24 protein-coding genes, 1 tRNA gene, 1 pseudogene and 1 riboswitch are annotated in these 26,757 nt (G+C 69.7%); of the genes and pseudogenes, 9 read left to right on the top strand and 17 right to left on the bottom strand.

Annotation, left to right across the window (positions count from 1 at the left end; genetic code table 11):
• Positions 1–873: a PhzF family phenazine biosynthesis protein gene (locus ASE25_RS11845; protein WP_056825537.1), complete on the bottom strand. Its 873-nt coding sequence runs from the start codon at positions 871–873 to the stop codon at positions 1–3.
• 72 nt (positions 874–945) lie between these two features.
• On the opposite strand from ASE25_RS11845, the gene ASE25_RS11840 reads away from it, so the two are divergent.
• Entirely contained in the window at positions 946–1,572 is a 627-nt protein-coding gene (locus tag ASE25_RS11840; RefSeq protein ID WP_056777132.1) for a histidine phosphatase family protein, read from the top strand.
• An 87-nt stretch (positions 1,573–1,659) separates the two neighbouring features.
• Here the strand turns inward: ASE25_RS11840 and ASE25_RS11835 are convergent, their stop codons facing one another.
• From ASE25_RS11835 to ASE25_RS11785, 11 genes are all read right to left on the bottom strand, one after another.
• Entirely contained in the window at positions 1,660–3,147 is a 1,488-nt protein-coding gene (locus tag ASE25_RS11835) for a hypothetical protein (protein ID WP_056777134.1), read from the bottom strand.
• A gap of 106 nt (positions 3,148–3,253) precedes the next feature.
• A complete protein-coding gene (gene gcvP / locus ASE25_RS11830; RefSeq protein WP_082622835.1) occupies positions 3,254–6,181 on the bottom strand; it encodes an aminomethyl-transferring glycine dehydrogenase in 2,928 nt (975 codons plus the stop codon).
• A 77-nt stretch (positions 6,182–6,258) separates the two neighbouring features.
• Positions 6,259–6,358, bottom strand: a riboswitch (glycine riboswitch).
• Positions 6,359–6,466: 108 nt separating this feature from the next.
• Positions 6,467–7,051, bottom strand: coding sequence for a MerR family transcriptional regulator (locus ASE25_RS11825; RefSeq protein ID WP_056825535.1), 585 nt, complete (start codon positions 7,049–7,051; stop codon positions 6,467–6,469).
• 213 nt (positions 7,052–7,264) lie between these two features.
• A complete protein-coding gene (locus ASE25_RS11820) occupies positions 7,265–7,783 on the bottom strand; it encodes a bifunctional nuclease family protein (RefSeq protein WP_056777139.1) in 519 nt (172 codons plus the stop codon).
• 40 nt (positions 7,784–7,823) lie between these two features.
• A complete protein-coding gene (locus ASE25_RS11815; protein WP_056825534.1) occupies positions 7,824–8,549 on the bottom strand; it encodes a MerR family transcriptional regulator in 726 nt (241 codons plus the stop codon).
• Complete coding sequence (locus ASE25_RS11810; protein WP_056777143.1) at positions 8,546–9,016, bottom strand: FHA domain-containing protein; 471 nt, start codon at positions 9,014–9,016, stop codon at positions 8,546–8,548. The genes ASE25_RS11815 and ASE25_RS11810 overlap by 4 nt, the downstream gene beginning before the upstream one ends.
• Before the next feature lie 106 nt (positions 9,017–9,122).
• Positions 9,123–9,512 (bottom strand): glycine cleavage system protein GcvH, encoded by a 390-nt coding sequence (gene gcvH / locus ASE25_RS11805; protein WP_056825532.1) that lies wholly within the window; start codon positions 9,510–9,512, stop codon positions 9,123–9,125.
• 187 nt (positions 9,513–9,699) lie between these two features.
• Positions 9,700–10,770: a DUF881 domain-containing protein gene (locus tag ASE25_RS11800; protein WP_056777148.1), complete on the bottom strand. Its 1,071-nt coding sequence runs from the start codon at positions 10,768–10,770 to the stop codon at positions 9,700–9,702.
• A gap of 2 nt (positions 10,771–10,772) precedes the next feature.
• A complete protein-coding gene (locus ASE25_RS11795) occupies positions 10,773–11,105 on the bottom strand; it encodes a small basic family protein (protein WP_028785606.1) in 333 nt (110 codons plus the stop codon).
• Positions 11,102–12,151, bottom strand: coding sequence for a DUF881 domain-containing protein (locus ASE25_RS11790; RefSeq protein ID WP_056777151.1), 1,050 nt, complete (start codon positions 12,149–12,151; stop codon positions 11,102–11,104). The genes ASE25_RS11795 and ASE25_RS11790 overlap by 4 nt, the downstream gene beginning before the upstream one ends.
• Entirely contained in the window at positions 12,148–12,756 is a 609-nt protein-coding gene (locus ASE25_RS11785; protein WP_235508646.1) for a CDP-alcohol phosphatidyltransferase family protein, read from the bottom strand. Before ASE25_RS11785 ends, ASE25_RS11790 begins: the two co-directional genes overlap by 4 nt.
• Positions 12,757–12,914: 158 nt before the next feature.
• Here ASE25_RS11785 and ASE25_RS11780 point away from each other — a divergent pair, with 158 nt between their 5' ends.
• Together ASE25_RS11780 and ASE25_RS11775 are read left to right on the top strand one after the other, a co-directional pair.
• A complete protein-coding gene (locus ASE25_RS11780) occupies positions 12,915–14,339 on the top strand; it encodes a YibE/F family protein (RefSeq protein ID WP_056825530.1) in 1,425 nt (474 codons plus the stop codon).
• Positions 14,340–14,469: 130 nt separating this feature from the next.
• The gene (locus ASE25_RS11775) at positions 14,470–15,273 is read left to right on the top strand and encodes an acyltransferase (RefSeq protein ID WP_304437916.1); all 804 of its coding nucleotides are present in this window, start codon (positions 14,470–14,472) and stop codon (positions 15,271–15,273) included.
• Positions 15,274–15,338: 65 nt separating this feature from the next.
• Here ASE25_RS11775 and ASE25_RS11770 read toward each other — a convergent pair whose 3' ends face one another.
• The 3 genes from ASE25_RS11770 to ASE25_RS11760 form a co-directional block, all read right to left on the bottom strand.
• A complete protein-coding gene (locus ASE25_RS11770; protein WP_157623402.1) occupies positions 15,339–17,081 on the bottom strand; it encodes an Ig-like domain-containing protein in 1,743 nt (580 codons plus the stop codon).
• Positions 17,081–18,064 carry a hypothetical protein gene (locus ASE25_RS11765; protein WP_056825526.1) on the bottom strand — a complete coding sequence of 328 codons (984 nt, stop codon included), beginning with the start codon at positions 18,062–18,064 and terminating at the stop codon, positions 17,081–17,083. Before ASE25_RS11765 ends, ASE25_RS11770 begins: the two co-directional genes overlap by 1 nt.
• A gap of 109 nt (positions 18,065–18,173) precedes the next feature.
• Positions 18,174–18,677 (bottom strand): hypothetical protein, encoded by a 504-nt coding sequence (locus tag ASE25_RS11760; protein WP_157623401.1) that lies wholly within the window; start codon positions 18,675–18,677, stop codon positions 18,174–18,176.
• A gap of 521 nt (positions 18,678–19,198) precedes the next feature.
• Between ASE25_RS11760 and ASE25_RS11755 the strand changes: the two genes are divergently transcribed.
• The 3 genes and pseudogenes from ASE25_RS11755 to ASE25_RS11745 all read left to right on the top strand — a co-directional run bounded on the left by ASE25_RS11755 (position 19,199) and on the right by ASE25_RS11745 (position 21,597).
• Positions 19,199–19,267: transfer RNA gene (locus ASE25_RS11755), tRNA-Phe, on the top strand.
• 778 nt (positions 19,268–20,045) lie between these two features.
• Positions 20,046–20,473: pseudogene (locus ASE25_RS22400) on the top strand (integrase core domain-containing protein); the annotation flags it as partial.
• A gap of 320 nt (positions 20,474–20,793) precedes the next feature.
• The gene (locus ASE25_RS11745; RefSeq protein WP_056825521.1) at positions 20,794–21,597 is read left to right on the top strand and encodes a helix-turn-helix domain-containing protein; all 804 of its coding nucleotides are present in this window, start codon (positions 20,794–20,796) and stop codon (positions 21,595–21,597) included.
• Between the two features lie 275 nt (positions 21,598–21,872).
• Here ASE25_RS11745 and ASE25_RS11740 read toward each other — a convergent pair whose 3' ends face one another.
• Both ASE25_RS11740 and ASE25_RS11735 read right to left on the bottom strand, forming a co-directional pair.
• A complete protein-coding gene (locus ASE25_RS11740) occupies positions 21,873–22,454 on the bottom strand; it encodes a hypothetical protein (RefSeq protein ID WP_056825519.1) in 582 nt (193 codons plus the stop codon).
• Entirely contained in the window at positions 22,451–22,663 is a 213-nt protein-coding gene (locus ASE25_RS11735; protein WP_056825518.1) for a hypothetical protein, read from the bottom strand. Before ASE25_RS11735 ends, ASE25_RS11740 begins: the two co-directional genes overlap by 4 nt.
• 960 nt (positions 22,664–23,623) lie before the next feature.
• Between ASE25_RS11735 and ASE25_RS11730 the strand changes: the two genes are divergently transcribed.
• From ASE25_RS11730 to ASE25_RS11720, 3 genes are all read left to right on the top strand, one after another.
• Positions 23,624–24,652 (top strand): hypothetical protein, encoded by a 1,029-nt coding sequence (locus tag ASE25_RS11730; protein ID WP_056825516.1) that lies wholly within the window; start codon positions 23,624–23,626, stop codon positions 24,650–24,652.
• Positions 24,653–25,099: 447 nt separating this feature from the next.
• On the top strand, positions 25,100–26,068 hold the full coding sequence (locus ASE25_RS11725) for a hypothetical protein (RefSeq protein ID WP_056825513.1): 969 nt from the start codon (positions 25,100–25,102) through the stop codon (positions 26,066–26,068).
• Positions 26,069–26,507: 439 nt separating this feature from the next.
• Positions 26,508–26,690: a YegP family protein gene (locus tag ASE25_RS11720; protein WP_056825511.1), complete on the top strand. Its 183-nt coding sequence runs from the start codon at positions 26,508–26,510 to the stop codon at positions 26,688–26,690.
• Positions 26,691–26,757: the final 67 nt, after the last annotated feature.

Raw genomic sequence — 26,757 nt, 5'->3', positions numbered from 1 at the left:
TCAGGCCCCCACCGCGCCGAGCGAGCAGGTGCCGCGGCCGACGGTCTCGACGCGTCCTCCCACGTGGACGGCCCCGTCGGAGTCGATGTCGAGCAGCAGGCGCGAGGGGCGTCCGACGGCCGTGCCCTGGCTGACGACCACCGAGACGTCGCGGGCGCCCTGGGAGACGAGCCAGCCACCGAGGTTGGCGCACGCCGACCCGGTCGCTGGGTCCTCGAGGACCGCCTGACCCTGGGTGTAGAAGAGCCTCGCCTCGATGCTCTTGGGCCCGGTCCACGCCCACGCGTACACGTGCGGTGCCCGCGGCGGGGACGTCATGTGCACGGCCATGAGGTGTGCGTCGGGGTCGCAGGCCCGCACGGCGTCGACGGAGTCGAGGCGCACGAGCAGCTGCTCGACCCCGGCGTCGACCCAGGACGCGTCCGAGCGCACGACGAGCATGCGGTCGATGCCGAGCGCCTCGGCCAGCTCGGCGCCGCTCGAGGTCACCTCGCGCACCGTTGCCGGCCGGGCTGCGAGGCGCCAGCCGCCGTCGACCCGCCCCACGGGGATGCGTCCCGCCGGCATGCTGAGGTGCACGCTGTCGAGGCCGCCGCCCAACGTCGCGACAACCTCCGCGGTGCCGAGGGTGGGGTGCCCCGCGAAGGGCATCTCGTGACCGGGAGTGAAGATGCGCACGGCCGCGTCACCCGTCGTGGATCCCTCGCCGAGCGACGTCACGAAGGTCGACTCGCTGAGGTTGAACTGTCGCGCCCACGCGAGCATCTCGTCGTCGGAGAGTCCACCCGCCTCGGGGAAGACGCACAGCGGGTTGCCCGAGAAGGGCTCCCCCTCGATGGAGAAGACGTTGAGCAGGTGGAAGGGCAGGTCCATGCACCCGAGTGTGCCCGAGCGCCGGCCCGGACGGCAGGGTCGAAGGGCCTGCCACGCCGATACTGTGGCGGCATGGCCTCTCCCGACGGTGTCGTCCCCGGCAACATCTACCTCTTCCGGCACGGCGAGACCGAGTGGTCGCTGAGCGGACAGCACACCGGCACGACCGACCTCCCGCTCCTGCCCGAGGGCGAGGCCGCAGCACGTGAGCTCGCCGACGTGCTGCGCAAGCACCGGTTCGAGCGCGTCCTCGTCTCCCCCCTCCAGCGCGCCAAGCGCACGGCCGAGCTCGCCGGCCTCGGGGACTTCGAGGTCGAGCCGCTGCTGCGCGAGTGGGACTACGGCGCCTACGAGGGCATCACGACGAAGCAGATCAGCGCCGAGATCGGCCACCCGTGGGAGGTGTTCGTCGACGGCGTGCAGCCCGGAGTCACCCCCGGTGAGACGGTCGAGCAGGTGTCGGCGCGGGCCCAGCAGGTCATCGACAAGGTCTGGCCCGACCTCGAGCACGGCGACGTCGCGCTCTTCGGGCACGGCCACGCGCTGCGCGTCCTCACCGCGACCTACCTCGGGCTCGACCCGCGGTTCGGCCAGCAGCTCATCCTCGACGCGGGCTCGATGAGCGTGCTGACGCACCACCGGTCCACCCGGTGCCTCGGGATGTACAACCTCTCCCCCTGGCGCCTGCTCTCCGACTGAACCCCGCACGAGGAGGGCGTATGCCGTGTCCCCGGGCACACGGCATACGCGGGTTGCGCCGTGGCGCAGTGGGACCCGCCGCTGCGGTCAGTCCCGGGGGAGCTCCCAGGTGTGCACGGGCTCGTTGGCCATCATGCCCTCGATGTAGTGACGCAGCATCTCGCGCAGGGCCTTGTCACGCGTCAGGCCGCGTGCCTCGAGGCGGGCCACGCACTCGGTCTGCCACCACGCGCCGTTGACACCGGTGAGGCAGCGCTGCTCGATGATCGTGAGGAAGCGGTCCCGCACGGCCGCCGAGACGCCCCACCGCTCGAGGCCCTCGTGGGCCATCGGGAGCAGGCGCCGCAGGACGAGCTCGGTGGCGGGCACGTCGCCGAGGCCGGGCCAGTAGGTGCGGGCGTCGATGCCGAGCCGGGCGCCCTCCTCGAAGTTCGACTCGGCGGCGGAGAAACTCATCCGGGTCCACACCGGACGGTCCTCCTCCGCGAGCACCCGCATCGTGCCGTAGTAGAACGCGGCGTTGGCCATGACGTCGGCGATGCTCGGACCCGCCGGCAGGACGCGGTTCTCGACGCGCAGGTGCGGGCGGCCGCTGACGATGTCGTAGATCGGGCGGTTCCAGCGGTAGACCGTGCCGTTGTGCAGGCGCAGCTCGCGGAGCTCGGGCACCTCGCCCCGCTCGAAGACCTCCTCGGGCTCCTCGTCGTAGAGCTCGGGCAGCAGGGCCGGGAAGTAGCGGACGTTCTCCTCGAAGAGGTCGAAGATCGAGGTGATCCACCGTTCGCCGAACCAGACCCGGGGCCGCACGCCCTGGTTCTTGAGCTCGACCGACCGCGTGTCGGTGGCCTGGGTGAAGAGCGGGATGCGCGTCTCGGCCCAGAGCCGCTGCCCGAGGAAGAAGGGCGAGTTGGCGCCGAGGGCGAGCTGCGGTCCAGCGAGGACCTGGGCGGCGTTCCAGTGGTCTGCGAAGCGCTCCGGCTGGACCTGCAGGTGCAGCTGGATCGAGGTGCACGCCGACTCGGGTGCGAGGCTGTCGGAGTAGCGGGCGATCCGCTCGCCCGTCGGACCCTCGAGCTCGAGCCAGACGTCCTCGCCGCGGGCGTCGAGGACGGCGTTGTTGAGGGCGGCGTAGCGGATGTTCTCGCTGATCCAGTCGCCCTCGAAGTGCTCGGGCATGACCGTCGGCAGGATCCCGATGGCGACGATGCCCGCGTGGGCCTCGGCGGCCTTGGCGGAGGCCCGGTTGAGGGACTCGCGCAGCAGCTGCTCGAGCTCGATGGCCGAGTCGCCCGGCAGGGGGCGCGGGTGGACGTTGAGCTCGATGTTGTAGCGCGCGAGCTCGGTCTGGTAGTCCTCGTCGGCGATCTGCTCGAGCACCGTCTTGTTGTCGAGCTTGGGCCCGAGGTCCTCGTTGACGAGGTTGAGCTCGATCTCGAGACCCGTCATGGGCCGGTCGAACTCGAACTCGCTCTTGCCGAGCATGCGTTCGAACACGTCGAGGTCGCGGCGCACCTTCTCCCGGTACTGCTGCCGCTGCTCGCGTGTGTACCTGGCCTGCTCGACGTCGGCTCCCACGTGCCGAGACAACCACACTCGGGGTCCCGGCGCGAGAGGCGCGCACGGACTGGTCACCACGGGGCCGGTCCTCGGCCCCGTGGTGACCGGTGTCGTGCGGGGCCGCTCAGCCCTCGAAGGCCTCCGGCGGCGGGCACGAGCAGACGAGGTTGCGGTCGCCGTAGGCGCCGTCGATGCGGCTGACCGGCGGCCAGTACTTGTCGGCGGCGTTGATGCCGACGGGGAAGGCGGCCTCGTTGCGCTCGTAGGGGTGGTCCCACTCCCCCGCGATGTTGAGGGCCGTGTGCGGCGCGTGCCGCAGCATGCTGTCGCCGACGGCGACCTCACCGGCTCGGATCGCCTCGATCTCGCCGCGGATCGCGATCATCGCGTCGCAGAAGCGGTCGAGCTCGTAGAGGTTCTCGGACTCGGTGGGCTCGACCATGAGCGTGCCCGCGACCGGGAAGCTCATCGTCGGTGCGTGGAAGCCGTAGTCGACGAGGCGCTTGGCGATGTCGTCGACGGTGACGCCGGTCTCGGCCGTGATCTGGCGCACGTCGAGGATGCACTCGTGCGCGACGAGGTCGTCGTGGCCGGAGTAGAGCACCGGGTAGTGCTCGCGCAGCCGGGCGGCGATGTAGTTGGCGCCGAGGACGGCCATCTGGGTGGCGTGCCGCAGGCCCTCGCCGCCCATGAGCCGGACGTAGGCCCACGAGATCGGCAGGATGCTCGCCGAGCCGTAGGGGGCCGCGGAGACGGGACCGACCCCGGACTCGGGCCCGGCCTCCGCCGCGAGCGGGTGGTTGGGCAGGTGCGGGGCGAGGTGCGCGCGCACCGCCACCGGGCCGACCCCGGGACCGCCGCCACCGTGCGGGATGCAGAAGGTCTTGTGCAGGTTGAGGTGGCTGACGTCGGCGCCGAACGTGCCGGGCTGGGCGAGGCCCACGAGGGCGTTGAGGTTGGCGCCGTCGACGTAGACCTGGCCGCCGGCCTCGTGGACGAGCTCGCACAGCTCGGTGATCGTGTCCTCGTAGACGCCGTGCGTCGACGGGTAGGTCACCATGATCGCGGCGAGGTCGTCGCGGTGCGCCTCGACCTTGGCGCGCAGGTCGTCCATGTCGACGGTGCCGCCGGCAGCGGTCTTGACGACGACGACCTTGAGGCCCGCCATGACGGCCGAGGCCGCGTTGGTGCCGTGCGCGCTGGCGGGGATGAGGCAGACGCGGCGGTGCCCCTCACCCCTGGCCTGGTGGTAGGCGTGGATCGCCAGCAGCCCCGCGAACTCGCCCTGGGAGCCGGCGTTGGGCTGGAGCGACACCGCGTCGTAGCCGGTGATCTCGCACAGCCACGACGACAGGTCGTCGATGAGGGCGCGGATGCCCACCGTCTGCTCGGCCGGGGCGAAGGGGTGCAGGTTGGCGAACTCCGGCCAGGTCACCGCCTCCATCTCGGTGGTGGCGTTGAGCTTCATCGTGCACGACCCGAGCGGGATCATGCCCCGGTCGAGGGCGAAGTCACGGTCGGAGAGACGGCGCAGGTAGCGCAGCATCGCCGTCTCGGAGTGGTGCGCGTGGAAGACCGGGTGCGTGAGGAACTCGGACGTGCGCGTCAGCGCCTGGGGTATGCCGTGTGCCCCGGTCGCGCTCACGCCGGCGGTGACGTCGTCCGACGGCGTCACCCCGAAGGCGTCGAGGACCGCGAGCACCGTTGCCGGCGTGGACGTCTCGTCGAGGCTCATCGACACACGGTCGGCGTCGACGCGCCAGACGTTGATGCCCCGGTCGGCGAAGGTCGTCGTGACCTCGTCGGCCCGACCGGGCAGCACGACCGTCAGGGTGTCGAAGAACGCCGTCGTCTCGACGTCGAGCCCGCCGTCGACGAGGGCGCCACGCAGCGCGGCCGTCAGACCGCTGATACGCTGCGCGATGGCCACGAGGCCCGCGGGACCGTGCCACACGGCATACATGCTCGCCATGACGGCGAGGAGCACCTGCGCGGTGCAGATGTTGGACGTCGCCTTCTCGCGGCGGATGTGCTGCTCACGCGTCTGGAGGGCGAGGCGGTAGGCCTGGTGCCCCTCGGCATCGATCGAGACTCCGACGAGGCGACCGGGGATCTGGCGCTCGAGGCCGCGGTGGACGGCCATGTAGCCGGCGTGTGGGCCGCCGAAGCCCATCGGGACGCCGAAACGCTGCGCGCTGCCGACGGCGATGTCGGCGCCCCACTCCCCCGGCGCGCTGGCCAGGGTCAGGGCGAGCAGGTCGGCGCAGGCCGTGACGAGGCCCTTCGCCTCGTGGACGGCGGAGGTCAGCGGGGCCCAGTCGACGAGCTCGCCGGTGGCGTCGGGGTACTGCACCATCGCCCCCACGACGGCGCGCCCGCCTGCTGCTGCAGAGAGGGAGTCGCCGTCGCTGACGGCTCGGAGGTCGGCCACGGCGAGGGGCAGCCCGAGCGCCTCGGCGCGGGTGCGCATCACGGCGATCGTCTGCGGGAAGAGCCGCTCGTCGACGAGCACGACGGCGTCGGCCGGCGCCTTGCTCGCACGCCGCATGAGCGACATCGCCTCGGCGGCGGCGGTCGACTCGTCGAGGAGGGAGGACCCCGCCACGTCGAGGCCGGTCAGGTCGGTGACGACCGTCTGGAAGTTGAGCAGGGCCTCGAGCCGGCCCTGGGAGATCTCGGGCTGGTAGGGCGTGTAGGCGGTGTACCAGGCAGGGTTCTCGAGCACGTTGCGGCGCACGACCGGCGGGGTCACGGTGCCGTAGTAGCCCAGGCCGATGAGCGAGGTGAGGACGGTGTTGCGGGAGGCGAACCCACGCAGCTCCTCGATGACGGCGCTCTCGCTGGCGGCCGCCTCGATGCGCAGGGGCGACTCGGACCGGATGGCGCCGGGGATGGCGCGGTCGCACATCGCGTCGAGGCTCGGCTGGCCGACGACCTCGAGCATGTGGCGCACGTCGTCGCCGGCTGGGCCGACGTGACGGCTGACGAAGTCGGCCATCACGGTCTCGGTGGACGTTCCGGTGGTGACGGGCACGAGCTGGTCGATCGACATGCGGGCTCCTGGCGGGTTCGAGCGGACGACACACGCTCCCCGTCTGTCGAGCACCGTGGGGGTGCCTCCAGAGTTGCCTCGCCCGCGTGGTCCTGGCGCCTGAGAGGTTCCGGGGATGTTGCCCCTTCGGCGCCTCGCAGGTGCTGGGCACCCCGAGGACTCTCCCACGCAGGGTCGATCGGCACCCCCGAATCTACCAGCAGGTGGCCGGGGTCCGGCACGGACGAGGCCCGACCGGAGTGTCCGGTCGGGCCGTGTCGAACGGTCGTCGGCGAGGTGCCCGGGTCAGGCCAGTCGCCGGGCCTGGCGGCGTGCGTTCAGCTCGTCGTCGGGGTGGTCAGCCGGCGTGTCGTCGTCGGCCCGCTCGCTCGGCAGCTGGGCGAGCTCGCCCTCGACCTCGCGCCACACCCGACCGACGGCGATGCCGAAGACTCCCTGGCCTCCCTGGACGAGGTCGATGACCTCGTCGGCCGAGGTGCACTCGTAGACCGAGGCGCCGTCGCTCATCAGCGTGATCTGCGCCAGGTCCTCGACGCCGCGCTCGCGCAGGTGGCTGATGGCGACACGGATCTGCTGCAGCGAGACCCCGGTGTCGAGCAGTCGCTTGACGACCTTGAGCACGAGGATGTCGCGGAAGCCGTAGAGGCGCTGGGTGCCGGAGCCGGTCGCGCTGCGGACGGACGGCTCGACGAGACCCGTGCGGGCCCAGTAGTCGAGCTGTCGGTAGGTGATGCCGGCGGCGTTGCAGGCGGTCGGACCGCGGTAGCCGGTGTCCTCGGACAGCTCGGGCAGGTCGTCGGTGAACAGCAGGCCCTGGGACCCGGCGGGCATGACCCGACCGGCGTCGTGCGCGTCCTCGATGGCGGCCATGCCGTCCTCCTCCTGCTCAGGCTGCGAGCCGCGGTGGTGCGTGCGCGCAGACGACAACCGGATAACTACAGTCACGTCGTTCTCCTGACGGTAGGCCGCTACCCCCGTTCGGTCAATCACCCCGGGCACGAGCCGACGGCGTGTCGAGAAGACGTCGGAAACATTCAGGTACTACGTGAAGGTGAAGGTCTCACCGGAGTGCTGGGTCGACGGTCAGTCCGGCCGATCCGGCAGGTCGGGACGGTCGCCCTGCTCCTCCTCGGGCGCGGGGCCCTCGAAGTCCTCGGCGGACACGTGGTCGAGGAACTCCTTGAAGCGCTCGACCTCGTCGTCCTCCTCCGAGGAGACGACGATGGCCGCCTCGTCGAGGATGCCCGGTTCGACGAGGACCTTGGCGCCCGTGCGCAGGGCGAGAGCGATGGCGTCGCTGGCTCGCGAGCTGACCTCGGCCTTGCCGTCGATGATGAGCGCCGCGTGGAAGACGGAGTCCTTGAGGGCCACGATCCGCACCTCGGTCAGCTCGTGACCGAGCACCGACAGGACGTCGCGCATGAGGTCGTGGGTCAGCGGTCGCGGCGGCACGACACCCTGCTGGGCATAGGTGATCGCCGCGGCCTCGGCCGCACCGATCCAGATCGGCAGGTAGCGCCCGCCGTCCCGCTCACGCAGCAGGACGATCGGCTGGTTCGTGGGCATCTCGACGCGTACGCCCAGGACATCGACCTCTCTCACTCCTCCACCGTACCCCGGCACGTGGACGGTGGGGACGGCCTCAGCGGGACAGGCCGGCGCGGACCAGCGCGACGTGCAACGCGATGCAGGCAGAAGCGATCTCGCCCGCTCGATCCTCCCGCGTGCCGCTCCCGGAACGCGTGGCCAGGACCTGGTCGACGAGGCCGATCTCGCGGTCGGCGGCGGTGCGGAACGGACGCAGGTGACGCGCCTCGAGGCCGTGTCCGGCGAGGGTCCGGGCTGCGGCGGCGATCGCCAGCGCATCGTGGCCGAAGTGGCCTTTCTCGTCGGGCTGGAGCAGTCCGTACGTCTCGAGGGCGAGCATCGTGTCGCGGTCGATGCCGGTCGCCTCGCGCAGCTCCGGGCCCGTGAGCGACACGTCGCTTCGAGCCGCCAGGTCGTGCGGTGTCGGGACCTCGGGGTCGGCCGAGGGCGCGGGCGGCCGGGGCCGGCCACCCGACTCCCCGCCGGGATCCGACAGACCACGGTCGAGCGCGTCGAGCGCCTCCCGGATGACCTTGAGCGGCCAGTAGCGGTCGCGCTGCGCGGACAGGATGTAGTGCAGCCGGCGCACGTCGTCGTCGGTGTAGGTGCGGTAGCCCGATGCTGTGCGGTGCGGCAGCACCAGACCCTCGGCCTCGAGGAAGCGGATCTTCGACGCGGTGACGTCGGGGAAGTCCTCGGAGAGGGCCGCCAGCACCTTGCCGATCGTCAGACGGCGGGGTGTCGGCGCTCCCCCGTCGCCGGCCACCGTGGCTGCGGTCATGCGGGTGATTGCTGGGGCGCTCCGGACGAGTAGTAGACGAGGCGGAACTTGCCGATCTGGACCTCGTCACCCTGGTGCAGGGGCGCCTCGTCGATCCGCTCGCGGTTGACGTAGGTGCCGTTGAGGGAGCCGGCGTCGCGGACGACGTAGCCGCCACCCTGCGCGACGAACGCCGCGTGCTTGCGCGACACGGTGACGTCGTCGAGGAAGATGTCGGAGTCCGGGTGTCGGCCGGCGGCCACCTCCTGGTCGTCGAGCAGGAAGCGGGCGCCCGTGTTGGGACCGCGGAGCACGACGAGCAGGGCGGTCCCGGGTCGCAGGGCCTCGATGGTGGCCTGGTCCTCGGCCGTGAGGCCCCGGGCGTCGACGGTGTCGACGTGGTCGCTGTCCAGCGACGGCACGCCTTGGAACCGCATGGTGCGGGGTTCGACGTTCATGTCGTCGGGGTCGGGCAGGTCGCTCGACATGCGGTCCTCCTCTGTGGTGCGGGCGGATTCGGGTCCATCCACTCTAGTTGACCCGGACGGGTCGGAGCCTGCCCCAGCACGGCGGCGGACAGGCTGCTGTCGGGCGTCAGGACAGCGACGCGGTGTACGTCGAGGCGTCCATGAGCCCCTCGACGGCCGAGGGGTCGGCCAGGCGTAGCTCGAACATCCAGCCCTCACCGTAGGGGTCGGAGTTGATCAGCTCGGGTGAGGAGTCCAGGGCGGCGTTGGTGGCCGTCACCTCGCCCTCGAGGGGGGCGTAGACGTCGCTGACCGACTTCGTCGACTCGACCTCGCCACACGAGTCCCCGGGCGTCACGGTGTCGCCGACGGCCGGCAGGGACACGTAGACGACGTCGCCCAGCGCGTCCTGGGCGAAGGACGTGATGCCGATGCGGACCACTCCGTCGTCGCCGACGCGGACCCACTCGTGGTCGCTGGTGTAGCGCAGGTCGGAGGGGTAGTCCAGGTCGCTCATGTCGCTCCTTCGTCAGTGGACGGCCCCGGTCGGGGTCGCGGTGGATGCGCGTGCTGCTGGGCGCTGGTGTCGCCGGCGATGCGGTGGCACCTGAGAGGATGCCATGCCCGCGCGACGAGCGCAGGAAGTGGGCCCCACTGAGTGCCGCAGCGGTTGGTCGCGCGTCGTCGCCGGCGCCCCGGTGCCGTCACTCGACGGGCTTCGCGTGGGTCATCTCGGCCGGTCGGTGCAGCGAGGTGATCTCGACGAGGCTCGACTCGGTGACGCTGGCCTCGGCGCCCTTCTGCCGCACGGACTCGACGATGCCGCCGGGGATCGTCATCGCCGACGAGAGCGTCTTCGAGTCACCGATCACCTTGATCACGAGGGGCCGGGTCACCTGCACCCCGTCGACGAGGATCTCGCCGTCCCGGTCGCCGACGAACGACGAGGCCACGACGCGGACACCGCCGACGTCGATCGACTCGGCGCCCGCGTCCCGGAGCTCCTGGATGATGTCGAGGACGATCGGACCGGTCACGGCGTTGGTCGGGTCCGTGATGCGCAGCGTGATGCCGGGACCCTTGGCCGCGAGGGTGCCGGCCAGGATACCGAGGGTGTCGACGCGTTTCTGTGCCTGCTCTAGGGCCTCGGCCGCGGTGCCCGTGCCGTTCTTGAGCCGGTCGCGGGTGGACTCGAGCTCGCGCACCTGCTGGTCGAGGCGGGAGGAGCGCAGCGAGATGTCGTCGAGCACCCGGACGAGGTCGGTCTGGCTCAGCTCGTCGAGCCCGCGCTGGTTGGTCAGCTGCACCTGGGCCGCGATGCCGGCACCGAGGAGCACGGCCAGCAGGGCCGCCAGCAGGTTGGCCCGGGTGGCGCGCGGGCTGCTCATCTTGAGCAGGCGCGTCCACGCGGCCTGCCCCTCGACGGGCACCCGGCTCGTCCCGGTCTCGGGCGCGCCGGATGACGTGATCTCGAGCGAGGGCGCCTCGGACGACGGTGCGTCGGGCGACCGTGAATCGCCGGCACCGGCGTCGAGCACGGGAGCCGGAACCACGGCTGGTTGCGCTGACGGCTCCAAGGGCGACTCGAGCGCGGGCTCGGTCGGCGGCTCGGGAGTGGCCTCGGGAGTCGACTCACGAAGCGACTCACGAACCGGCTCGGTCGGCGTCTCCGGAGCCGGGGCGCTGTCGGTGGCCTTCCCCTCTGCGGCGTCGACGAGCGGCTCCGGCCGGTCGACAGGAGTGGGAGCGGGACGACCCTTCTTGCGCTTGCCCATGTTCAGGCCTTGAACAGGTGCCGGCGGATCGAGGCCACGTTGGAGAAGATCCGCACGCCGAGGACGACGACGACACCGGTGGAGAGCTGCGACCCGACGCCGAGCTGGTCGCCGAGGAAGACGATGAACGCGGCGACGACGACGTTGGACAGGAAGGAGACGACGAAGACCTTGTCGTTGAAGATGCCGTCGAGGATCGCGCGGATGGCACCGAAGACGGCGTCGAGAGCGGCGATGACCGCGATCGGCAGGTAGGGCTGGAGCCACACAGGCACCGAGGGATCGAGGAAGAGCCCCACCGCGAGTCCGGCCAGAAGGCCGAGAACTGGGATCACGAAGGGTTCTCCTGACTGGTCGGTGACGCCGGGCTGCCGGTGCCGGAGTCGGTGGTGCCGCTCGGGGTGTCCGAGGGTGAGCGCGTCGTCGACGTGCCCGTGCCGGTCGGGGCCACACCCGCACCCGCGCTCCGCTTCGGGGCAGTCGTGCCCTGCTGCAGCGTCGTGGCGCCCGGCGCGGTCGAGCCTACGGGCGGACCGACGGGTTCTGCGACCTCGAGCCGCACGGCCGAGTCTCCGGGCACGGTCAGGGAGTCGCTCCCGGCCATGATCGACCGGATCTTGTACTCGTCGGTCAGCTGCGAGAGGTAGAGCCCCGCGAACGAGGGCTCGAAGAGCTGCTGCATGCCCTGGGAGTCGCCGAGGGCGGTGATGACGTAGGGCCGTGACAGCGGTCGGAAGTCGACGATGATCGCCTGTCCGGCGAACCGGATGGCGGCCGTGGAGCTGAGCCGGTGCCCATTGATGGAGATGGCCTCGGCTCCGGCCCCCCAGAGGCCGTTGACGATGATCTGGAGGTCGCCGGAGGTCACCCGTCCCTCCTGGAACCCGCTGCTCGGGCGGCTCCCCGCGTCGGCGCCGGCGTCGGTCGAGGCGGCGTCGTCGAGGGTCAGCGTCAGCCCGGGCCCGGTGAGGGGCACGGCTCCGGCCTGGACCTCGAGGTCCTTGATGGTGCTCGTGAGGTCGGTGCCGCCCGACTGCTGGAGGGCGAGGGCCTCGTAGTCACGCACCTGCTTGCCGAGGGCGGCCACCTTGGCCTCCTGGTCGGTCCCATGCTTCTGCAGCGCCTCGATGCGCGTGACGAGCTCCTTCTTCACGGCCGCGGCAGCGGTCGGCTTCGGACGCAGCGACTGCGCCGCCACGGCGAAGAGGAAGCCGGTGAGGATCGCCAGGACGACGACGAGGACGGTGCGCGTAGAGGTGGCTCCGGGCAGCCCGGCCGCGACCCGTCGGTCGGCGGCCTCCTGGTAGCCCGCGTCGAGGGGCCGCTCCATCATCGTGGTCAGCAGCGTCATCGACTCGTCCGGACGTCTCTCGGGGCTCACGGGGTCACCACCCGGGGGCGCTGCGCCAGCACGAGGCGGGCGTGGACGGCATACAGCACGGCGGCGAGCCAGTAGAGGACGACGCCCCACCACGCGAAGCCCCAGCCGATGGGGCGGACGAGGTCGCCGAGCCAGTCGTCACGGTGCGCGAGGAGCAGCAGGGGGAAGGCGTAGAGCAGGTTGAACGTCGCGGCCTTGCCGACGAAGTGAACGGGCAGGCCGAGCTGTCCCTTGCTGCGCAGGTAGAGCAGCATCAGCGCCATGACGACCTCGCGGGCGAGGAGCACGACGACGAGCCAGACCGGGATGATCTCGCGCCACATGAGCCCGACGAGGGTCGTGAGGATGTAGAGCCGGTCGGCGATGGGGTCGAGGAACTGGCCCAGGCGACTCTCCATGTTGAACCGACGGGCGATCTTGCCGTCGAGGTAGTCGGTGACGCCCGAGAACAACAGCAGCAAGAAGGCCAGCCCGTCGCGCTCCGAGACGATCGCCCAGAGGAAGACGGGCACGCCGAGAAGCCGAAGCACCGACAGCACGTTGGGGATCGTCATCAGGCGCTCCGTCACGACGTGCTCGCGCTCCCCCGCTCTCTCGACCTCCACGGCGGCAAGCCTAACGGGCGTCCGGAGGGGCCGAGATGCGTGCCCGGCATCGATCCGGACACGACCCCTCGTCGAGCGAGGACGGAGTCCGCGCGGAACGTGCGAGGGGCGGTGCCGCGGGTGCGTCCCCGCCGGTCTGCTCTGGCACACTCGGCACCATGCCCGGCGGACACTCGCACAGCCATGCCCACGGAGCCCGTGCAGCGTCCGGCACCGTCGCCGTCAGCACGCTGGCCCGGGTCGGCCTCACCCTCCTGATCACGCTCGCTGCCGCGGCCACGATCTTCGGTCTCGTGCGCTACTGGCCGGCGGAGTCGCAGGCGGCCGTCCGGGTGGGCACGTCCGACTTCGCGGCTCCCGGGGTGACCTTTCCCGTCGCCGAGGTCCAGCGGGTCCTCCCGGTCTGCGAGGGTGCCGAGGGCAGCACGGCGGCCGGCCCCGCCGGCGGTCAGGGCGGTGACGCCGTCGATGGCAACCCGACCTGCGGCGCGATCACGGTGCAGCTCGAGCAACCCACCGCGACGTCCGGCGACGTGCGTCCGGTCGTGTCCGTCTCGGTGCCTCCCACGGTCTCCACGTCGGGCCTGCGCGAGGGCGACACCGTCATGCTGCTGCGGACCCCGCCACAGGACACCCAGCCCGAGACGTACTCCTTCCTCCAGGTGCAGCGCGGGGCTCCCCTGTCGCTCATGCTCGCGCTCTTCCTCGTCGTCGTGGCGGTGGTCGCGCGGTGGCGCGGGATCCTGGCTCTCGCCGGTCTCGTCTTCGGCGGCTTCGTCGTCGTCAAGTTCATGCTGCCGGCCCTGCTCGAGGGCCAGCCGGGGCTGCTCGTGGCCCTCATCGGCTCCTCGGCGATCATGTTCGTCGTGCTCTACCTCGCCCACGGGCTCTCGGTGCGGACGAGCACGGCCCTCGCCGGCACGCTCTTCGGCGTCGCGGTCACGGCCGGTCTGGGTCTGCTCGCCGTCGACCTGGCACGCCTCAGCGGGGTCGCCAACGACGAGGGCGCCACCCTGGCCTCCTTCGTCACGACGATGAACCCGCGCGAGCTGCTGACGTGCGCGATCATCGTGGCCGGTCTGGGCGTCCTCAACGACGTGACGATCACGCAGTCCTCGGCCGTGTGGGAGCTGCGTGCGGCGGCCCCCTCGATGGGGCGACGGGCGCTCTTCCAGTCGGGCATGCGCATCGGGCGCGACCACATCGCCTCGACGATCTACACGATCGTCTTCGCGTATGCCGGTGCGGCGCTACCCGTGCTGCTCCTCCTCTTCCTCTACGAGCGGCCTGTGCTCGAGATGCTCCAGACGGAGTCGCTCTCGGAGGAGATCGTGCGCACGCTCGCCAGCGCCATCGGCCTCGTGCTCGCCGTACCCGTCACGACGGCGGTCGCGGCCCTCACCGTCGGTGCAGCGCGGACGCGTGCGCCGGTGGACGGCGACGGACGCGGCCGGGGTGAGCCGCGCACGGTCGACGAGTCGGAGCACCAGGGCCCCACCGCGGGTGACCTCGTCCGGGCTGCGAGCGGGCCGCCGGCACCCACGACGCGGGCCGAGGCACGCTCGAGAATGTCCTCCTCCTGACCGGTTCGTGCCGTCACCGAGGGACCGGCACCAGCCGCGACGGGCATCTGCGCAGGTCACCTCGCAGCTCGAGTCTGCCCGCGCTCGTCGGGCTTTCAACCAGTTCTCAGCAACCACTAGGCTCGCCGCCATGAACCATGTGACGACCCTCGAGGCGTACGACGACGACCGGGGGAACCGCATCGAGTTCAGCGGGAGCGTCGACAAGAACATCCGGGTGAAGTTCAAGGGACGTAACAACGTCCTGCGTGTCGCGAGCCAGCAGAACATCGCCCAGCTCTTCGTCGACTTCGACTGCGACGACGGCCTCGTGGAGATCGGCAGCAGCCGCGGCGTGCCGGGTCTGCGCGCGGCGATCCGCGTCGGGGACGGCTGCCAGGTGCGCATCGGCAAGAACGTGTCGTCGACGACGACGGTGGCGATGTCGACGGCGGAGGGCACGTCGATCACGATCGGCGACGACGTCATGATCGCGTCCGACATCCAGATCCGCGCCGACGACGGCCACCCCATCTTCGACGTCCGCACCGGCAAGCGCGTCAACGCGGCCAGGTCGATCGTCATCGGCAACCACGTGTGGCTCGGCCTCGGCGCCTGCGTCCTCGGTGGCGTGACCATCGGCGACGGCACCGTCGTCGGCATGCGCTCGGTCGTGACGCGGTCCCTGCCCAACAACGTCGTCGGCGCGGGCTCACCGGCGAAGGTCGTCAAGCGGAACGTGGCCTGGGAGCGCCCGCACCTCACCCTCGACCCGCCCTACCGGAAGCCGACCGTGGCCTCGGTCAAGAAGTCGACCGACTACTGGACCCTGACCGTCGACCCCGGCAGCAGGCCGTCACGGAGCCGCGAGATCTACGCCGGCGCCCGCCGACGCACGCGCCGGAGCCTCAAGGCCGTCCGGGCCAGGGCCGACGCGCTGACCCGTCGCGCCTGAGCCCTCGGGGACTCGGACTACTCCGGGGACTCCGGGGACTCCGGGGACTCCGGGGAGGCTGACGCTCAGGAGACCGTCAGCACCGCGGTCCACGTCGACCCACCGGCCTCTGTGAACGTCACCGTGACGGAGGCGGGGTTCACGCCGTTCTTCGTTGCCGTCACCGTGGCGGACGAGGTCGTGGCGTTCGGGGCCACGGTGACGGTCCCCGCGCCGGCGGTCTTGCCCGACGAGGTCCAGCCGATGCTCTCGGTCGCGCCGCTGTAGGGCACCGGCGCCTGCGTGCTGCTCGCGAACCCGACGTTCGCCATGACGACCGCGTTGTTGCCGCCGGGGACCGTGCAGCTGTACGAGGAGCCGGCCGTGCCGGTGCAGCTCGGAGTCACCGGGGTGCCACCCACGGTGACGTTCGAGAAGACGAGCCCAGCCGCCTGGCCGTTGACGACCCCCTGGCTCAGCGATGCGGACGTCGACGCCGAGTGGTTCGTCGTGCCGGCATACGCCGCCGTGACCGACCGGGTGCCGGTCGTCGTGAAGGTCGTCGTGCAGGTGGCGACACCCGACGCGCTGAGTGTCTGTGTGCCGGACGAGCAGCTGATCACGGTCGAGCCGTCCTTGAAGGTCACGGTGCCGGTCGGCACTCCCCCGCCGGGAACCGTGGCCGCCACGGTCGCGGTGTAGGTGACGCTCTGGCCGCTCCGGACCGTCTGCGCCGAGGTCGTCAGGGTGGTCGTCGTGGCCGCCGGCCCGACGACCTGGTTGACGGTCGGCGAGGTGGACGTGAGGTGGTCGGCCGAGCCGGAGTAGACGGCGGTGACGCTGCGCGTCAGGGCAGCGGTGTGGGTCACCACGCAGGTCGCCGATCCGGAGCCGAGGGTCTGCGTGCCGCCCGCGCAGGCCAGGGGCGTCGAGCCGTCCTTGAAGGTGACCGTCCCGCTCGGGGCGCCGCCTCCGGGCGCGGACACCGACACGCTGGCCGTGTAGGTCACGGGCTGACCGACGGCCGAAGGGTTCGCCGACGACGTGAGTGACGTCGTCGTCGATGCCGGGGCGACGACCTGCGACAGCGAAGACGACGACGATGCCGCGTACGGTGCCGACCCGGCATACGCCGCCGTGATCGACCGGGTGCCGGCGGACGCCTGGGGCACCGTGCACGTCGCGGTGCCGGAGCTGAGCGTCTGGGAGCCGCCGGCGCACGTGATCGCGGAGCCGCCGTCGCGGAACGCGACCGCCCCGGTCGGTGTCCCGGTGGCCGCGCTGACGGTGGCGGTGTAGGTCACGGACTGGCCCACCACCGACGGGTTGGCCGACGACGTCACCGAGGTGCTCGTGCCAACCGAGGCCAGGACGGTCACGGAGGCGCTCGATGCGCTCGTCGCCGTCCACCCGGAGCGCACGGCGACGACGGTGTAGCGGTAGCTCCCGTCCGGTACCGACGCGTCGTTGCAGGACGTCGTGGCGAGGAGCGAGGAGGGCGACGTGCCGCAGGCGGCGACGGTGGCAGCGCTGCCGACGTCGGTGCGGTCGATGCGGTAGCCCGTGGGGGCCACCCCCGTCGTCGGCGCGGACCATGCGACGGACACGGTCGTGGCCCCGGCGGCTGCCGTGGCCGTGACCGACGTCGGGGCCGTGAGGGTTGCCGTCGGGGCCGTGCCGGTGCCGCGTCCGGTCACGGTCCAGGACGCCCAGGCAGTGCCGGACACCGTCATGAGCACCGCCAGCAGGACGGTGACGTGGAGGGCGCGCACGCCGCGGCTCGGGGCTGCACGGCGTGCGCGCGTCTTCGGGGGTGTCGGGGCAGGCATCAGTTGCTCGCCGTGCCCGACCACGTGAGCGCGAAGCCCTTGTTCTTGCAGACGTCCTGGTTGACGGTCGGCAGGTTGCGCAGGCGGATCTCCGCGGTCGCCACTCCCTGGTCGGGAAGGGTGACCGAGCCGCGGGACGGGACGAGCAGCACGGAGCTCGTCGTGACCGAGGGCTGGCGCAGCTCGAGGTTCGCTGCCGAGGTGCAGCCGGGCGGGGTGCTGTCGGCCGCGACGGCGACCGTCAGCGCCGAGACCCTGATGGTGACGGGGTTCGGGTTCGTGACCGTCACCGAGAGGGGACGCCACACGCCCGGCACGAGGTCACCGACGCTCCCCGCGACGGTGAAGGGCAGGCCGCTCTCGGGCAGACCCTTCTGGTACTTGAACGCGTAGGCCGTCGTCGCGGAGACGTTGCCCGCTGCATCGACGGCCTGGACGGCGAGCTGGTGCTGTCCGTTGTTCGAGGTGTCGATGACCCACGTCAGCGGCGACGTGCACGTGGTCCAGGGCCCGTTCTCGAGGGAGCAGCGGAACGTGGCCCCCGCCTCGGCGCTGGTCCAGCTCGCGGTGTTCGTCGCGTTGCTCGTGGGGTTCGCCGGCACCGTGGTCAGCACGGGAGCAGGCGGTGCCACGGTGTCGACGACCCAGTCGTAGGCCGTGGGGATGCTCTCCGTGCCGGCAACGACCGTCACGATGCTGAAGGTGTGCCTGCCCTGCGTGAGGCCGGTGTAGGTGACCGGGCTCGCGCACGCCGTGAAGGTGGACCCGTCGCGGGCGCACCGGAAGGCGGCACCCGACAGGGTCGCGAAGGCGAACGTCGCCGTCGTGGTGGCTGACGGGTCGGCCGGACGCGAGGTGATGACAGGGCTGACGACAGACTGACCCGAGGCCGCACGGGGCATCCCGTGGACCGTGACGAGGAGCGCGACGAAGACGCCGAGCAGCGCCAGGGCGGTGTGCCTGGCGTTCGTCGGCGTCTTCATGGGACTCCCCCGGTCGTGGTCGGTGCGGGCCAGCGCTTCGTGCGGTCCTGCGAGGGCCGCGGAAGGGCGGGGCGCCGGGGTCGATGCGGCGTCCCACCCCTTCGGGGTCTCAGCTGGCGACGTAGTTGATGGTCACCGTGGCGCCCTTGCAGGCGTCCTGGCTCGTCGCCTTGTTGTTGAACTGCAGGGTGTAGTCGACGGTCGTCGTCGCGGCCGGCGCGAGGTCGACGGGAACGACGGAGAGCGACACGGCCGTGGCCTCGGTGAGCGGGGCCACGGCGCCGTTCAGCTTGTAGTCGCTGCCGTCGCAGTTCGACTTGTTCGTCGTGACGTAGGCCTTGACCGCCTGGATCTTGTAGTTCTCGGTGCCGGTGTTCTTGACCGTCGCCGTGATCGTCTGCGCCGAGTCGCCGGGGAACATCGCCGTCGCGCTGCCGCCGGTGACGAGGAAGACGTTGTCGGCGCCGGCCCGCGTGGAGGCCGTGCCGCTTCCGCCACCGAGGCTCGTCCAGTAGGCGTAGGCGCCGCCGGCGGTCGCGAGGCCGATGACCCCGGCTGCGAGGAAGGCTGCGGACTTCTTCTTCTTGGAGCTGGACTTCTTCTGAGTGCGCATGGTGATCCCCATGACCTTCCCTCGAGTGGCTTTACCGGTTCTTGGTGTGCTGCTGAGGGAACAGTGACACGCGTTTCGGCCGATTCAGGGGCACCTCGGACAACGTTGCGCATACCTTGCGGGTTGCTTGTGGCCACGGCGGAGACCTTGCAGTGACGGCCGGGACACCTTGCACAACAAGCGGATTCAGACCCCGTCGACGGCACGCGCGACCAGCACGCGAGCGAGGGCACGACGAAGGGCCGCCCTCTCCGTGGAGAGTGCGGCCCTTCGTCGTTCGGTCGGGCTGACAGGATTTGAACCTGCGACCCCTTGACCCCCAGATCGGTTGAGGTCACCTCGCGAGCTCGCGCTGGCGAGCAGCGAGACCCTCTTGAAGGTGGATGTGGGCACCGCGTGCAGGCCGTTGGGCCCAAGTTGGGCCCACGATTGAGGGGGTCCGGGACGGACCCTCCCCCGGCCCCTTACTCACGAGAGCTCTTCGGCTGGGGTCTGCCAGTCGTGCCGCAACCGTTGAACTCGGCAGGGTGTTTGGCGCCGCTGTCCGACTGAAAATCGGAAGGTCGGCGGTTCGACCCCGCCCCTGGCCACAACCCGAAACCGCAGGTCAGAAGCCTCTGACCTGCGGTTTCGTCATTCCTTGCGACGCTGCGTGCTTCGCCCAGCCCCCGGCCGAGTGCCCGTCATTGACCGCGACACGCCGGTGATCGCCGCGAGTTATCGCACGACTCATCGCACGACGTCTTGACGTCGAGACACCTCTTGCCCGGCTACGGGCCGATGCATGCTGACTTCGGTCATGTCGACCTGTTACCTACGGGTGGGTCACCCGGCGGTTCACGCCCCGTCGTCCTGCGCACGAGAAGTCACTGCGCGCACCTGCGGGACGATCGGGAAGGCATGCCAACCCCCACCGTGCGTGTCCGACCAACGCAGCGTGACGGACGATCTGCGAACTCCTTGGGGCCGTGAGGACGAAGCCGCCGAGTTGCTCTACCAGGGTTGGGCCATGAGTCACGCCCTCGGCTCCGACTGGATGCCTGGGCCGACATCTACTGCAGGCGCCCCAGTTAGCGGCTCCTGTCTCGACTTGCGATGCCCCTGCGATCCCGACGTACATCGGTGGCCATGCGCGTCCAGTCGTGTCCCGGCGCTTCCGAGTGTCCGGTGGGCAGTCGAGCGGCGATCGGGACCACGGCCGTGCACGGAGCCGAGGCGGGCACCCGCCCCGGCGCCACCTGTTTACAAGACGTCGGGCGGAGGAGCGTTCGCAAAGGCCGCTGACCTGCGGAAACGTCTTGGACTCACGGCGCGCGCTTCGGCGAGTCGTGCGATCCCTGTGCGATTGCACTGGTCCATCTCTGTCTCTACGTCCACTCGATGGTCGATGACCACTGCCGCCTGGCCTACAGCGAGATCCACCCGGACGAGACCGCCATAACCTGCGCCACGTTCCTGGCCCGAGCCATGGCTTACTTCGCTGAACACGGCATTCCCAGCATCGAACGGGTCATGACCGACAACGCCTTCGCATACCGCCACGGCCGCGCTTTCCGTGCGTGTCCGCGGCCGGCGCGAGGCAGAAGTTCATCAAGCCAGACTGCCCGTGGCAGAACGGGAAGGTCGAGAGGTACAACCGCACGCCAGCCACCGAATGGGCCTACCGACAGGTGTTCACCACCAACGCCGAACGAGCCGCCGCCCCTGCACCCTGGCTCGAGCACTACAACACTCGACGACGCCACACCGCCCTGAAAGGGCTCCCACCCGTCAGCCGCCTGTCACCAACGTCATGACCGGGTACACCTAGGCGCGAGAGTTCACCGTCAACGTGACCTGGCTAGGGCTGACGTTAAGGGAGCCGCCCTTGCAGGCGAGCGCGCCGACCGCCGCAAGCCCGAGCAGACCGGCGACGACGCACAGGGTCATCGCCTGTCCCTGCGATAACGGGGTGACCGCGCTGACTTGCGTCGCGGGGGGCTGGGGGGCGGAAGCTGAGCTGTCCATGTGGTTCCAATCTCTGGTGAAGCATATGAATCAGGCTGATGCGTCAAGGCACATTGCGTTAAGCCAGGTTAACTCACTTCCACAACCTGCGTGCGGCTATGATGAGTGGATGGACAGTGATATGAGGCGGGGGACGCCATCGGCAGTGCTGTTCGGGCAGCTCCTGGCGATGATCCGACAGGTGCGGACGGGGGTCTCCATGCGTGAGGTGGGGGACCGGATCGGAGCGCCGGTGGCAACCATTTCGCAGGTGGAGAAGGGCCAGAGAGCTCTCAAGGAGCCAAAGATCAAGGCGTGGTCCCACGCCCTTGAGGTCGAGCCGGGCGATCTTCTCGAGCTGTGGTGGCTGTCGCAGGGCGAGGTCCTCGTCGGTGACCGCCGCGTCTTCTATGCCGTCGCGGGTGAGCGGTTGGGTACCGACGCGCTGAGCGCGAGCATCGCGAAGGAGCTTGTAACGCGGCCAGACCTGGAGCCGATCTATCGGCTCGCGGAGTTGATGACGACGGTCCTTCGGAGGGCCCTTCCAAACGCCGGGATCGGGGTGGACCCGCTCTACTACGAACCCTTGCATGTCGAAGAGATGGAGGAGGGCCTGACGCTCACCGCGCACGAGGAAGCGGAGGAGTCACGGCACTGGCGGGAGTTCGTCCCGGTGCCGGTGATCGAATGCTATTGGGGTCACACGAACGGTCGGCGCTCAGCCGGGTTCAGGCACCGGTTCGAGGTGCGTGTCCCCATGATTGAGAGGCTTCAACCGGTCGTGCGGCGTCGGGGCGCGGCGGTGACGGCGCCTGAGTTGGATGAGCTGCTCCGGTCTCTGTCCGGGCTTGAGCGAGAGCGAGTGCGCGGCTACGTGGAGGCGATCATCGATCAGCGGGGCGCGCGCTTAGCGGCCGGCGGGGCGCGCGCTTAGCGGCCGGCGGGGCTCGCTGACGTCGATGGTTGGTCGCGTCAGTCGGCCTGTGCTGGCCCCGGTCCGGGCTGGAAGAGGTGCGCCCTGGGGTGGGCTGTCGACATTGAGGTTGTGAGCGGGTCGGGCGCGAGTCAGTGGCGCGGAGCGTGCTCAGTTTGCGGCCGTTTGACGCACCCTTCAGTGCGTCTCGCAGGATGTCGCCACATAGCGAGGGCCTCGAGCTGTGGAGGTGTCGAGGCAAGTGCCGGCTCGGTCGGGTTGGTCTGCGTGGCACCTCAAGTGCTCGCTGATAGGCGCCACGTCAGGGAGTCGGCTGCGACGACGAGGTCTGCGAGCTGGCGAACGAGATTCCGCCACCCGTCGAGCGTGGTCGGCCGGTATGGGTCCTCAGTCGCGATGTCGGCAGGGCCGGCTGCCGCACCAGGGGCGAATGTCTGGAGCCGGTTGCCGTCCTGGCGCCACCAGACGACGGTTCCGTCGGCTTGCGCGGGGAAGAGGCTGTGGGCGGCGTCGTTGCGGGTGTGCCGGTATCGGTCTGACTCGTCCAGGAGCAGTTCCAGTGCGGCGCGCAAGTTCTCGTCGGCTACGGTCGGCAGCTGTTCCCAGCAGGACTTGATCACGGCGTTCAGGTTTGGGGCTGCGCGCGGGGCATCGACGGTCTTCAGGCGTGCATCGAGTATGTGCAGGCGCTCGTCTAGCAGGGAGCACAGCGTTATGATCCTGCCGATGATGCTGTAGAAGTCCTCGTGGTGCTGTCCGAGGAGGTTGACGGGGACGCCGCAACGGTCGCGCTCAGCTCTTGGCGGCGAGGGAATGCCCGGCGCGTCTGGCGGTGGAAGTGGCTGTGCGCTCGTCACGGCCGCTCGATGCCTTCTGAAGGCGTTGGCAGGACCGGCCCTATCCGCTCCATGAGCTGCCGGGACTCATGACCGGTCCACGCGGCGATGGCCTTCTCACGCACGGCGGGGGCCAGCCCGAGGACGAGGATGGTCAGCATCGCCAACCAGCGCAAAGTGCGGCGTGGCGTCCGCCGCGCACCCACCTCGACGAGATCTGCGAAATCCATGGATGGAGGTTCTCACTCACCGCCGACAGCCGTTCGTTGACGTGGCCACAGGTAGGGACGAGGTGCTGGATGCGTGTCGCGTTCGAGGTCACGGGCTCGGCGAGCCGCTCGTCGTGGACGACGTGGGTGGTGTCGAGGTCGCTGGTGGCGGGGTGGCTGTGGATCCGGATGTCGACTGGTCCGTGGGAGCTGTGTCGGGCAGGACTTTGTGTAGCTGGGCCCACAGCACGAGGAGGACGATAATGCCGACGATGACTCCGGCGGCGGCGGCGAACGGTCGACTCTTGCGCGGGGCTGCCGTGGCTATCAGGACCCCGGAGGCTCCGGCGCCCGCGACGGCAATGGCGCCTGCTGCACTCCTGGCGTTTAGGAACTGCCCTATGAGCGCGATGGCTGCCGTGACCATTGCCGGCCACAACCACAGGGACCGTGGTGACGCGGGTTGGTCCGGCTCCGGTGGTGGGGCCGCTGGTGGTGGGGTTGGTGGCGCGGATCTCGGGTCGGCTGACCCGACATCCGGTGCGGTTGCGGGCTGGGCTGTCGAGGGGTCTGGTGAACCTGCGGGCGGGGCTGAACTCGCTGGCGCAGCCTCGGCGGGTGCCGGGGAGGCGCTGTGCCCGCTCGTGGCCGCCGGGTCCGTCATGAGCTCATCGTCGCAGCGAACTTGGGGTGCGGGGGACTGGCGCGCCGCGGCTATCGACGCGCCGAGGTGCAGTCCGTAATCTGATTACGGGCCTAAGGGGTTGCCACAATGGTCGAGACGCCGGATCACAAGCCATACGGACATTCTCCGTATCGATCGGCCACGTCTGCACCGCCGCCGGCTCAGCAGCTATCCGACGGGACGCTTCGCTGTCCCCGTGCGGGTCACGAGACGAAGACGCTCGAACGGCGTGGAACCATGTACCGCTGTTCTGGTGGCCATGATGTACGTCCGCCCGTCGCTGAAGCGTAGGTGCTGTGGGCGCGCTCGATACGGAACCGACCCTCGGTACGTCCTCGTCGATCGGGCGGTACTTCGGCATCGTGTCGACGATCCCCAGCCTGGTACTCGTCCTGTGGGTCTACCTGATCCTGGTTCTTGACCCGTTTCACGGACCTCCTCAGCTGTCACATCTGGGATCGGTCAACCCGATCACACATCCGTCTCATGCAATCGCGATCGCGGTCGCGGCGTGGATCACGGCCGTCGTGACCCATCCTCTTCAGACGGCAATCGTCCAGGCCTTTGAGGGCTACTGGGGTTTCGGCCATCTCGGCCGTCGCCTGGCGGCTGCCCGCGTCCTGGCGCATCTGAAGTCCCGGGCGACGATGACGGGGACCGCCGATTGGGCCGTCCACCGGCTCAAGGAGAGGCACGACGCGCTGGGCGATGAGCTTCTTGACCATTTGACCTATCCCGCACTGCCGGACAACGACTCCGTCGCACGCTCCGTCGTCGAGCTGCAGTTGAAGGTCGACACGGCTCGGAAAGCTCTCTTGATCTACCCGTCGGACCTGGTCGACATGATGCCGACACGACTGGGCAACGTGCTTCGACGTCACGAGACCTTGGCGGGACGAGCGGTCAACCTCCCGATTCTGCAGTGGGCGACGCACATCGGGCTTTCCGCGGACCCAGCGCACAACGCCTACGTCGTGGACCAGAGAAGCGACCTAGACTTGGCAGTCCGGATGTCGTTCGTCGGCGTGGTCTGCACGGGCCTGTCCTTCATCGCCTTCTGGCCCCACGGCTTGTGGCTGCTTCTGGCTTTGGTCCCACTTGCTGGAGGATGGCTTTCCTACCGTGGATCCGTTGTCGCCGCGGACGCGTATGGCCGCGCGTTCTCAGCGTGGTTGCACCTGAACCGCTTCCGGATGTACGACCAGCTACGACTGGTGCCGGCGGAGACCGCGGACGATGAACGTAAGCGCAATGCGGCGTTGGAAGATCTCGTCCACGGCAACGACACCTTCGAGGTCCCGCTCGCTCACGGCCCGAAGCAGTAAGTCAGCCGAGGCGACGGCCAGCGAACGTGCGGGCAGCACGTCACTGTGTGCGTGGGTGGGGCTGCCGGACCGGGACAGGGCTGAAACCCTCACCAGGAACCTCGCTGCAGGGTTGCCAGAACCCTCTCTGTAGCGAGGGCCTATCGGGCCAGGCAGCAGTTCGACCCGGCCCATCGGCGCACACCTGCCGGCTCACCGTGCCACCGCGAGTCAGCGGGTTCAGCCATGCGCCGCCGGACGCGGGCATCGGCAGGGCTCGTCGTCTCGGGCAGGTGGGTCGGACTCGTTCGTGGCTCCACGGCCCTGCACGGTCCTTCTTCATCGAGAAGGGAGTCGTCATGTTCGTGGCCAGTTTCACCGTTCCTGCCCCCGGTGCCACTGCACCGCTGCTCGCGTTCTCACCGTAGCCTGCGTTGGCAGTGTTCGGCCGACGCCTTCGCCTGTCACGTGGGCACACTCAGCGACGAGGTCGACATCCATCAGGGCGTCCTCGCGTTCGTTGAGCAGCTGCGCGGCTCGGTGCTCCTGAAGCGGCTAGACCTCGCCGACGTCAACACCGCCTACGTTCGGGGCGAGCACCCCACGGTAGTACGCACGCGGCCGCTGCAGCGCGCCGGGCTAATCTATGCCACCCTTCTGAACATGCCTGAGAGCAAGGGGCGGTCCAAGGGAGTGGAGGTTGCTGGCACCGCGGCGGGAGCCGCCGTCGGCGCCCTGCTTGGTGGGCCAGTAGGAGGCATCATCGGTGCCGCCATCACGCCTGGCACGATTGAATTAGTCGGTCGGGCGTGGGACGAGATTGTCGGGCGGCAGCAGGCCAACGGGGCGGCCGTTGTGCAGATCGCCTCCGATCAAAGTGGGGTTGACCTCGAGTTGTTCGTGCAGGAAGTCCTCAACAACCCATCCCAGAGAGCTCTCTTCAAGAACGCCGTTCAGGCCGGGGCAAACGCGGGCGACGAGGAGAAGATTAGGGCCTTGGCGACTTGTCTCGCGAACGGGTTCGACGACGGCACAAAGGCGGACTACGAGTTGCTCATCGTCAAGGCACTTGCCAGCCTCGATCCCGTCCACGTCCGAGTTCTCGCCACGGCCCACGCGAATCCGTCGGGTGATGTAACCGTGCGCAAGGTAACCAGGCTGCTGTTTGGAACCAAGACCCGCGACGAGGATCTGAGTCCTGATGTATCGCGCCCCGTACTTTCGGTCCTTGAACGAGAGGGACTCATCCAAGAGAAAGACCCGCCCCGGTTAACAGTCAAGTCGTTCCTCACCAGAGTGCGAAACCCTGAAATTAGGCCATGGGACCCCGGAACGACCTATGAGGTGACGCTGTTTGGCGTGCTGTGCCTACAACGCCTCGGATTCTCCTACTTCTCCGAAGCCGCAGCGGCTTCGAGGGCAGCAGGCCCGGCTTGAACCTTCGATCGCGCCAGTGACCGTTCAGCGCATGAACACGTCCTGGGGCGTCCGCACGCGTAAGGACGCCGCAGAAGCCACATCCCCGTGGGCATTTCGCCGATGGTTCCGGCAAGTTGCGCCGCCGTAATGCCTTGGGAGAGCCGCCCCACGCCGCCGGCCACACCCCTCAAAGGAGGTCGGCCCGCCGAGGACCGTGACCTCGGTGCTCTGGGTCCATTTGGCCAGACCGTAGCTCAGGCCGAGCATCGCCTCCCCTGGTCACCCCGTAGCGCGTCAAGCCGGCTAGGCACGCACGGCTGACTCACGACACCGGCTCTTCCCTGGCCTCTCTCGTGCTGTGCCCAAGTCCCACAGCTGGACGGCGAGTCGCGACGATCGCCACTCTGGAGCAAGTACCGTTCAGTCAGTCAACGTCGCCCAGGCAAGGGAGCATCCGATGGCGGGCAAGTTCGAGTTGTACAAGGACGCTGCGGGGAAGTACCGGTTCCGACTCAAGGCCAGCAACGGTCAGGTCATCGCGACCGGCGAGGCGTACGAGAGCAAGGCCAGTGCCCTGAACGGCATCGAGTCTGTCCGCAAGAACGCCGGAGAGGCCCCACTGGACGACCAGACCGCCTGAGGCGCGATCTGCGTGCCGGTCCCCGACCCGCACGCATGCGCGGCCAGCCGGATGCGCGTCGACGGGG

Origin of the sequence: Terrabacter sp. Root85, assembly GCF_001429185.1 — a bacterium.
In the GTDB taxonomy this organism is placed as follows: Bacteria; Actinomycetota; Actinomycetes; order Actinomycetales; family Dermatophilaceae; genus Terrabacter.
Note: the sequence above shows the minus strand (reverse complement) of the source record. Positions and strands in the feature narration are given on the sequence as shown.

Coding starts and splice junctions, on each gene's coding strand:
- ASE25_RS11845 (WP_056825537.1), bottom strand. CDS start 873: ATGGACCTGCCCTTCCACCTGCTCAACGTCTTCTCCATCGAGGGGGAG.
- ASE25_RS11840 (WP_056777132.1), top strand. CDS start 946: ATGGCCTCTCCCGACGGTGTCGTCCCCGGCAACATCTACCTCTTCCGG.
- gcvP (WP_082622835.1), bottom strand. CDS start 6,181: ATGTCGATCGACCAGCTCGTGCCCGTCACCACCGGAACGTCCACCGAG.
- ASE25_RS11825 (WP_056825535.1), bottom strand. CDS start 7,051: ATGGCCGCCATCGAGGACGCGCACGACGCCGGTCGGGTCATGCCCGCC.
- ASE25_RS11815 (WP_056825534.1), bottom strand. CDS start 8,549: ATGACCGCAGCCACGGTGGCCGGCGACGGGGGAGCGCCGACACCCCGC.
- ASE25_RS11810 (WP_056777143.1), bottom strand. CDS start 9,016: ATGTCGAGCGACCTGCCCGACCCCGACGACATGAACGTCGAACCCCGC.
- gcvH (WP_056825532.1), bottom strand. CDS start 9,512: ATGAGCGACCTGGACTACCCCTCCGACCTGCGCTACACCAGCGACCAC.
- ASE25_RS11800 (WP_056777148.1), bottom strand. CDS start 10,770: ATGGGCAAGCGCAAGAAGGGTCGTCCCGCTCCCACTCCTGTCGACCGG.
- ASE25_RS11780 (WP_056825530.1), top strand. CDS start 12,915: ATGCCCGGCGGACACTCGCACAGCCATGCCCACGGAGCCCGTGCAGCG.
- ASE25_RS11775 (WP_304437916.1), top strand. CDS start 14,470: ATGAACCATGTGACGACCCTCGAGGCGTACGACGACGACCGGGGGAAC.
- ASE25_RS11770 (WP_157623402.1), bottom strand. CDS start 17,081: ATGCCTGCCCCGACACCCCCGAAGACGCGCGCACGCCGTGCAGCCCCG.
- ASE25_RS11765 (WP_056825526.1), bottom strand. CDS start 18,064: ATGAAGACGCCGACGAACGCCAGGCACACCGCCCTGGCGCTGCTCGGC.
- ASE25_RS11760 (WP_157623401.1), bottom strand. CDS start 18,677: ATGCGCACTCAGAAGAAGTCCAGCTCCAAGAAGAAGAAGTCCGCAGCC.
- ASE25_RS11745 (WP_056825521.1), top strand. CDS start 20,794: ATGGACAGTGATATGAGGCGGGGGACGCCATCGGCAGTGCTGTTCGGG.
- ASE25_RS11735 (WP_056825518.1), bottom strand. CDS start 22,663: ATGGATTTCGCAGATCTCGTCGAGGTGGGTGCGCGGCGGACGCCACGC.
- ASE25_RS11720 (WP_056825511.1), top strand. CDS start 26,508: ATGGCGGGCAAGTTCGAGTTGTACAAGGACGCTGCGGGGAAGTACCGG.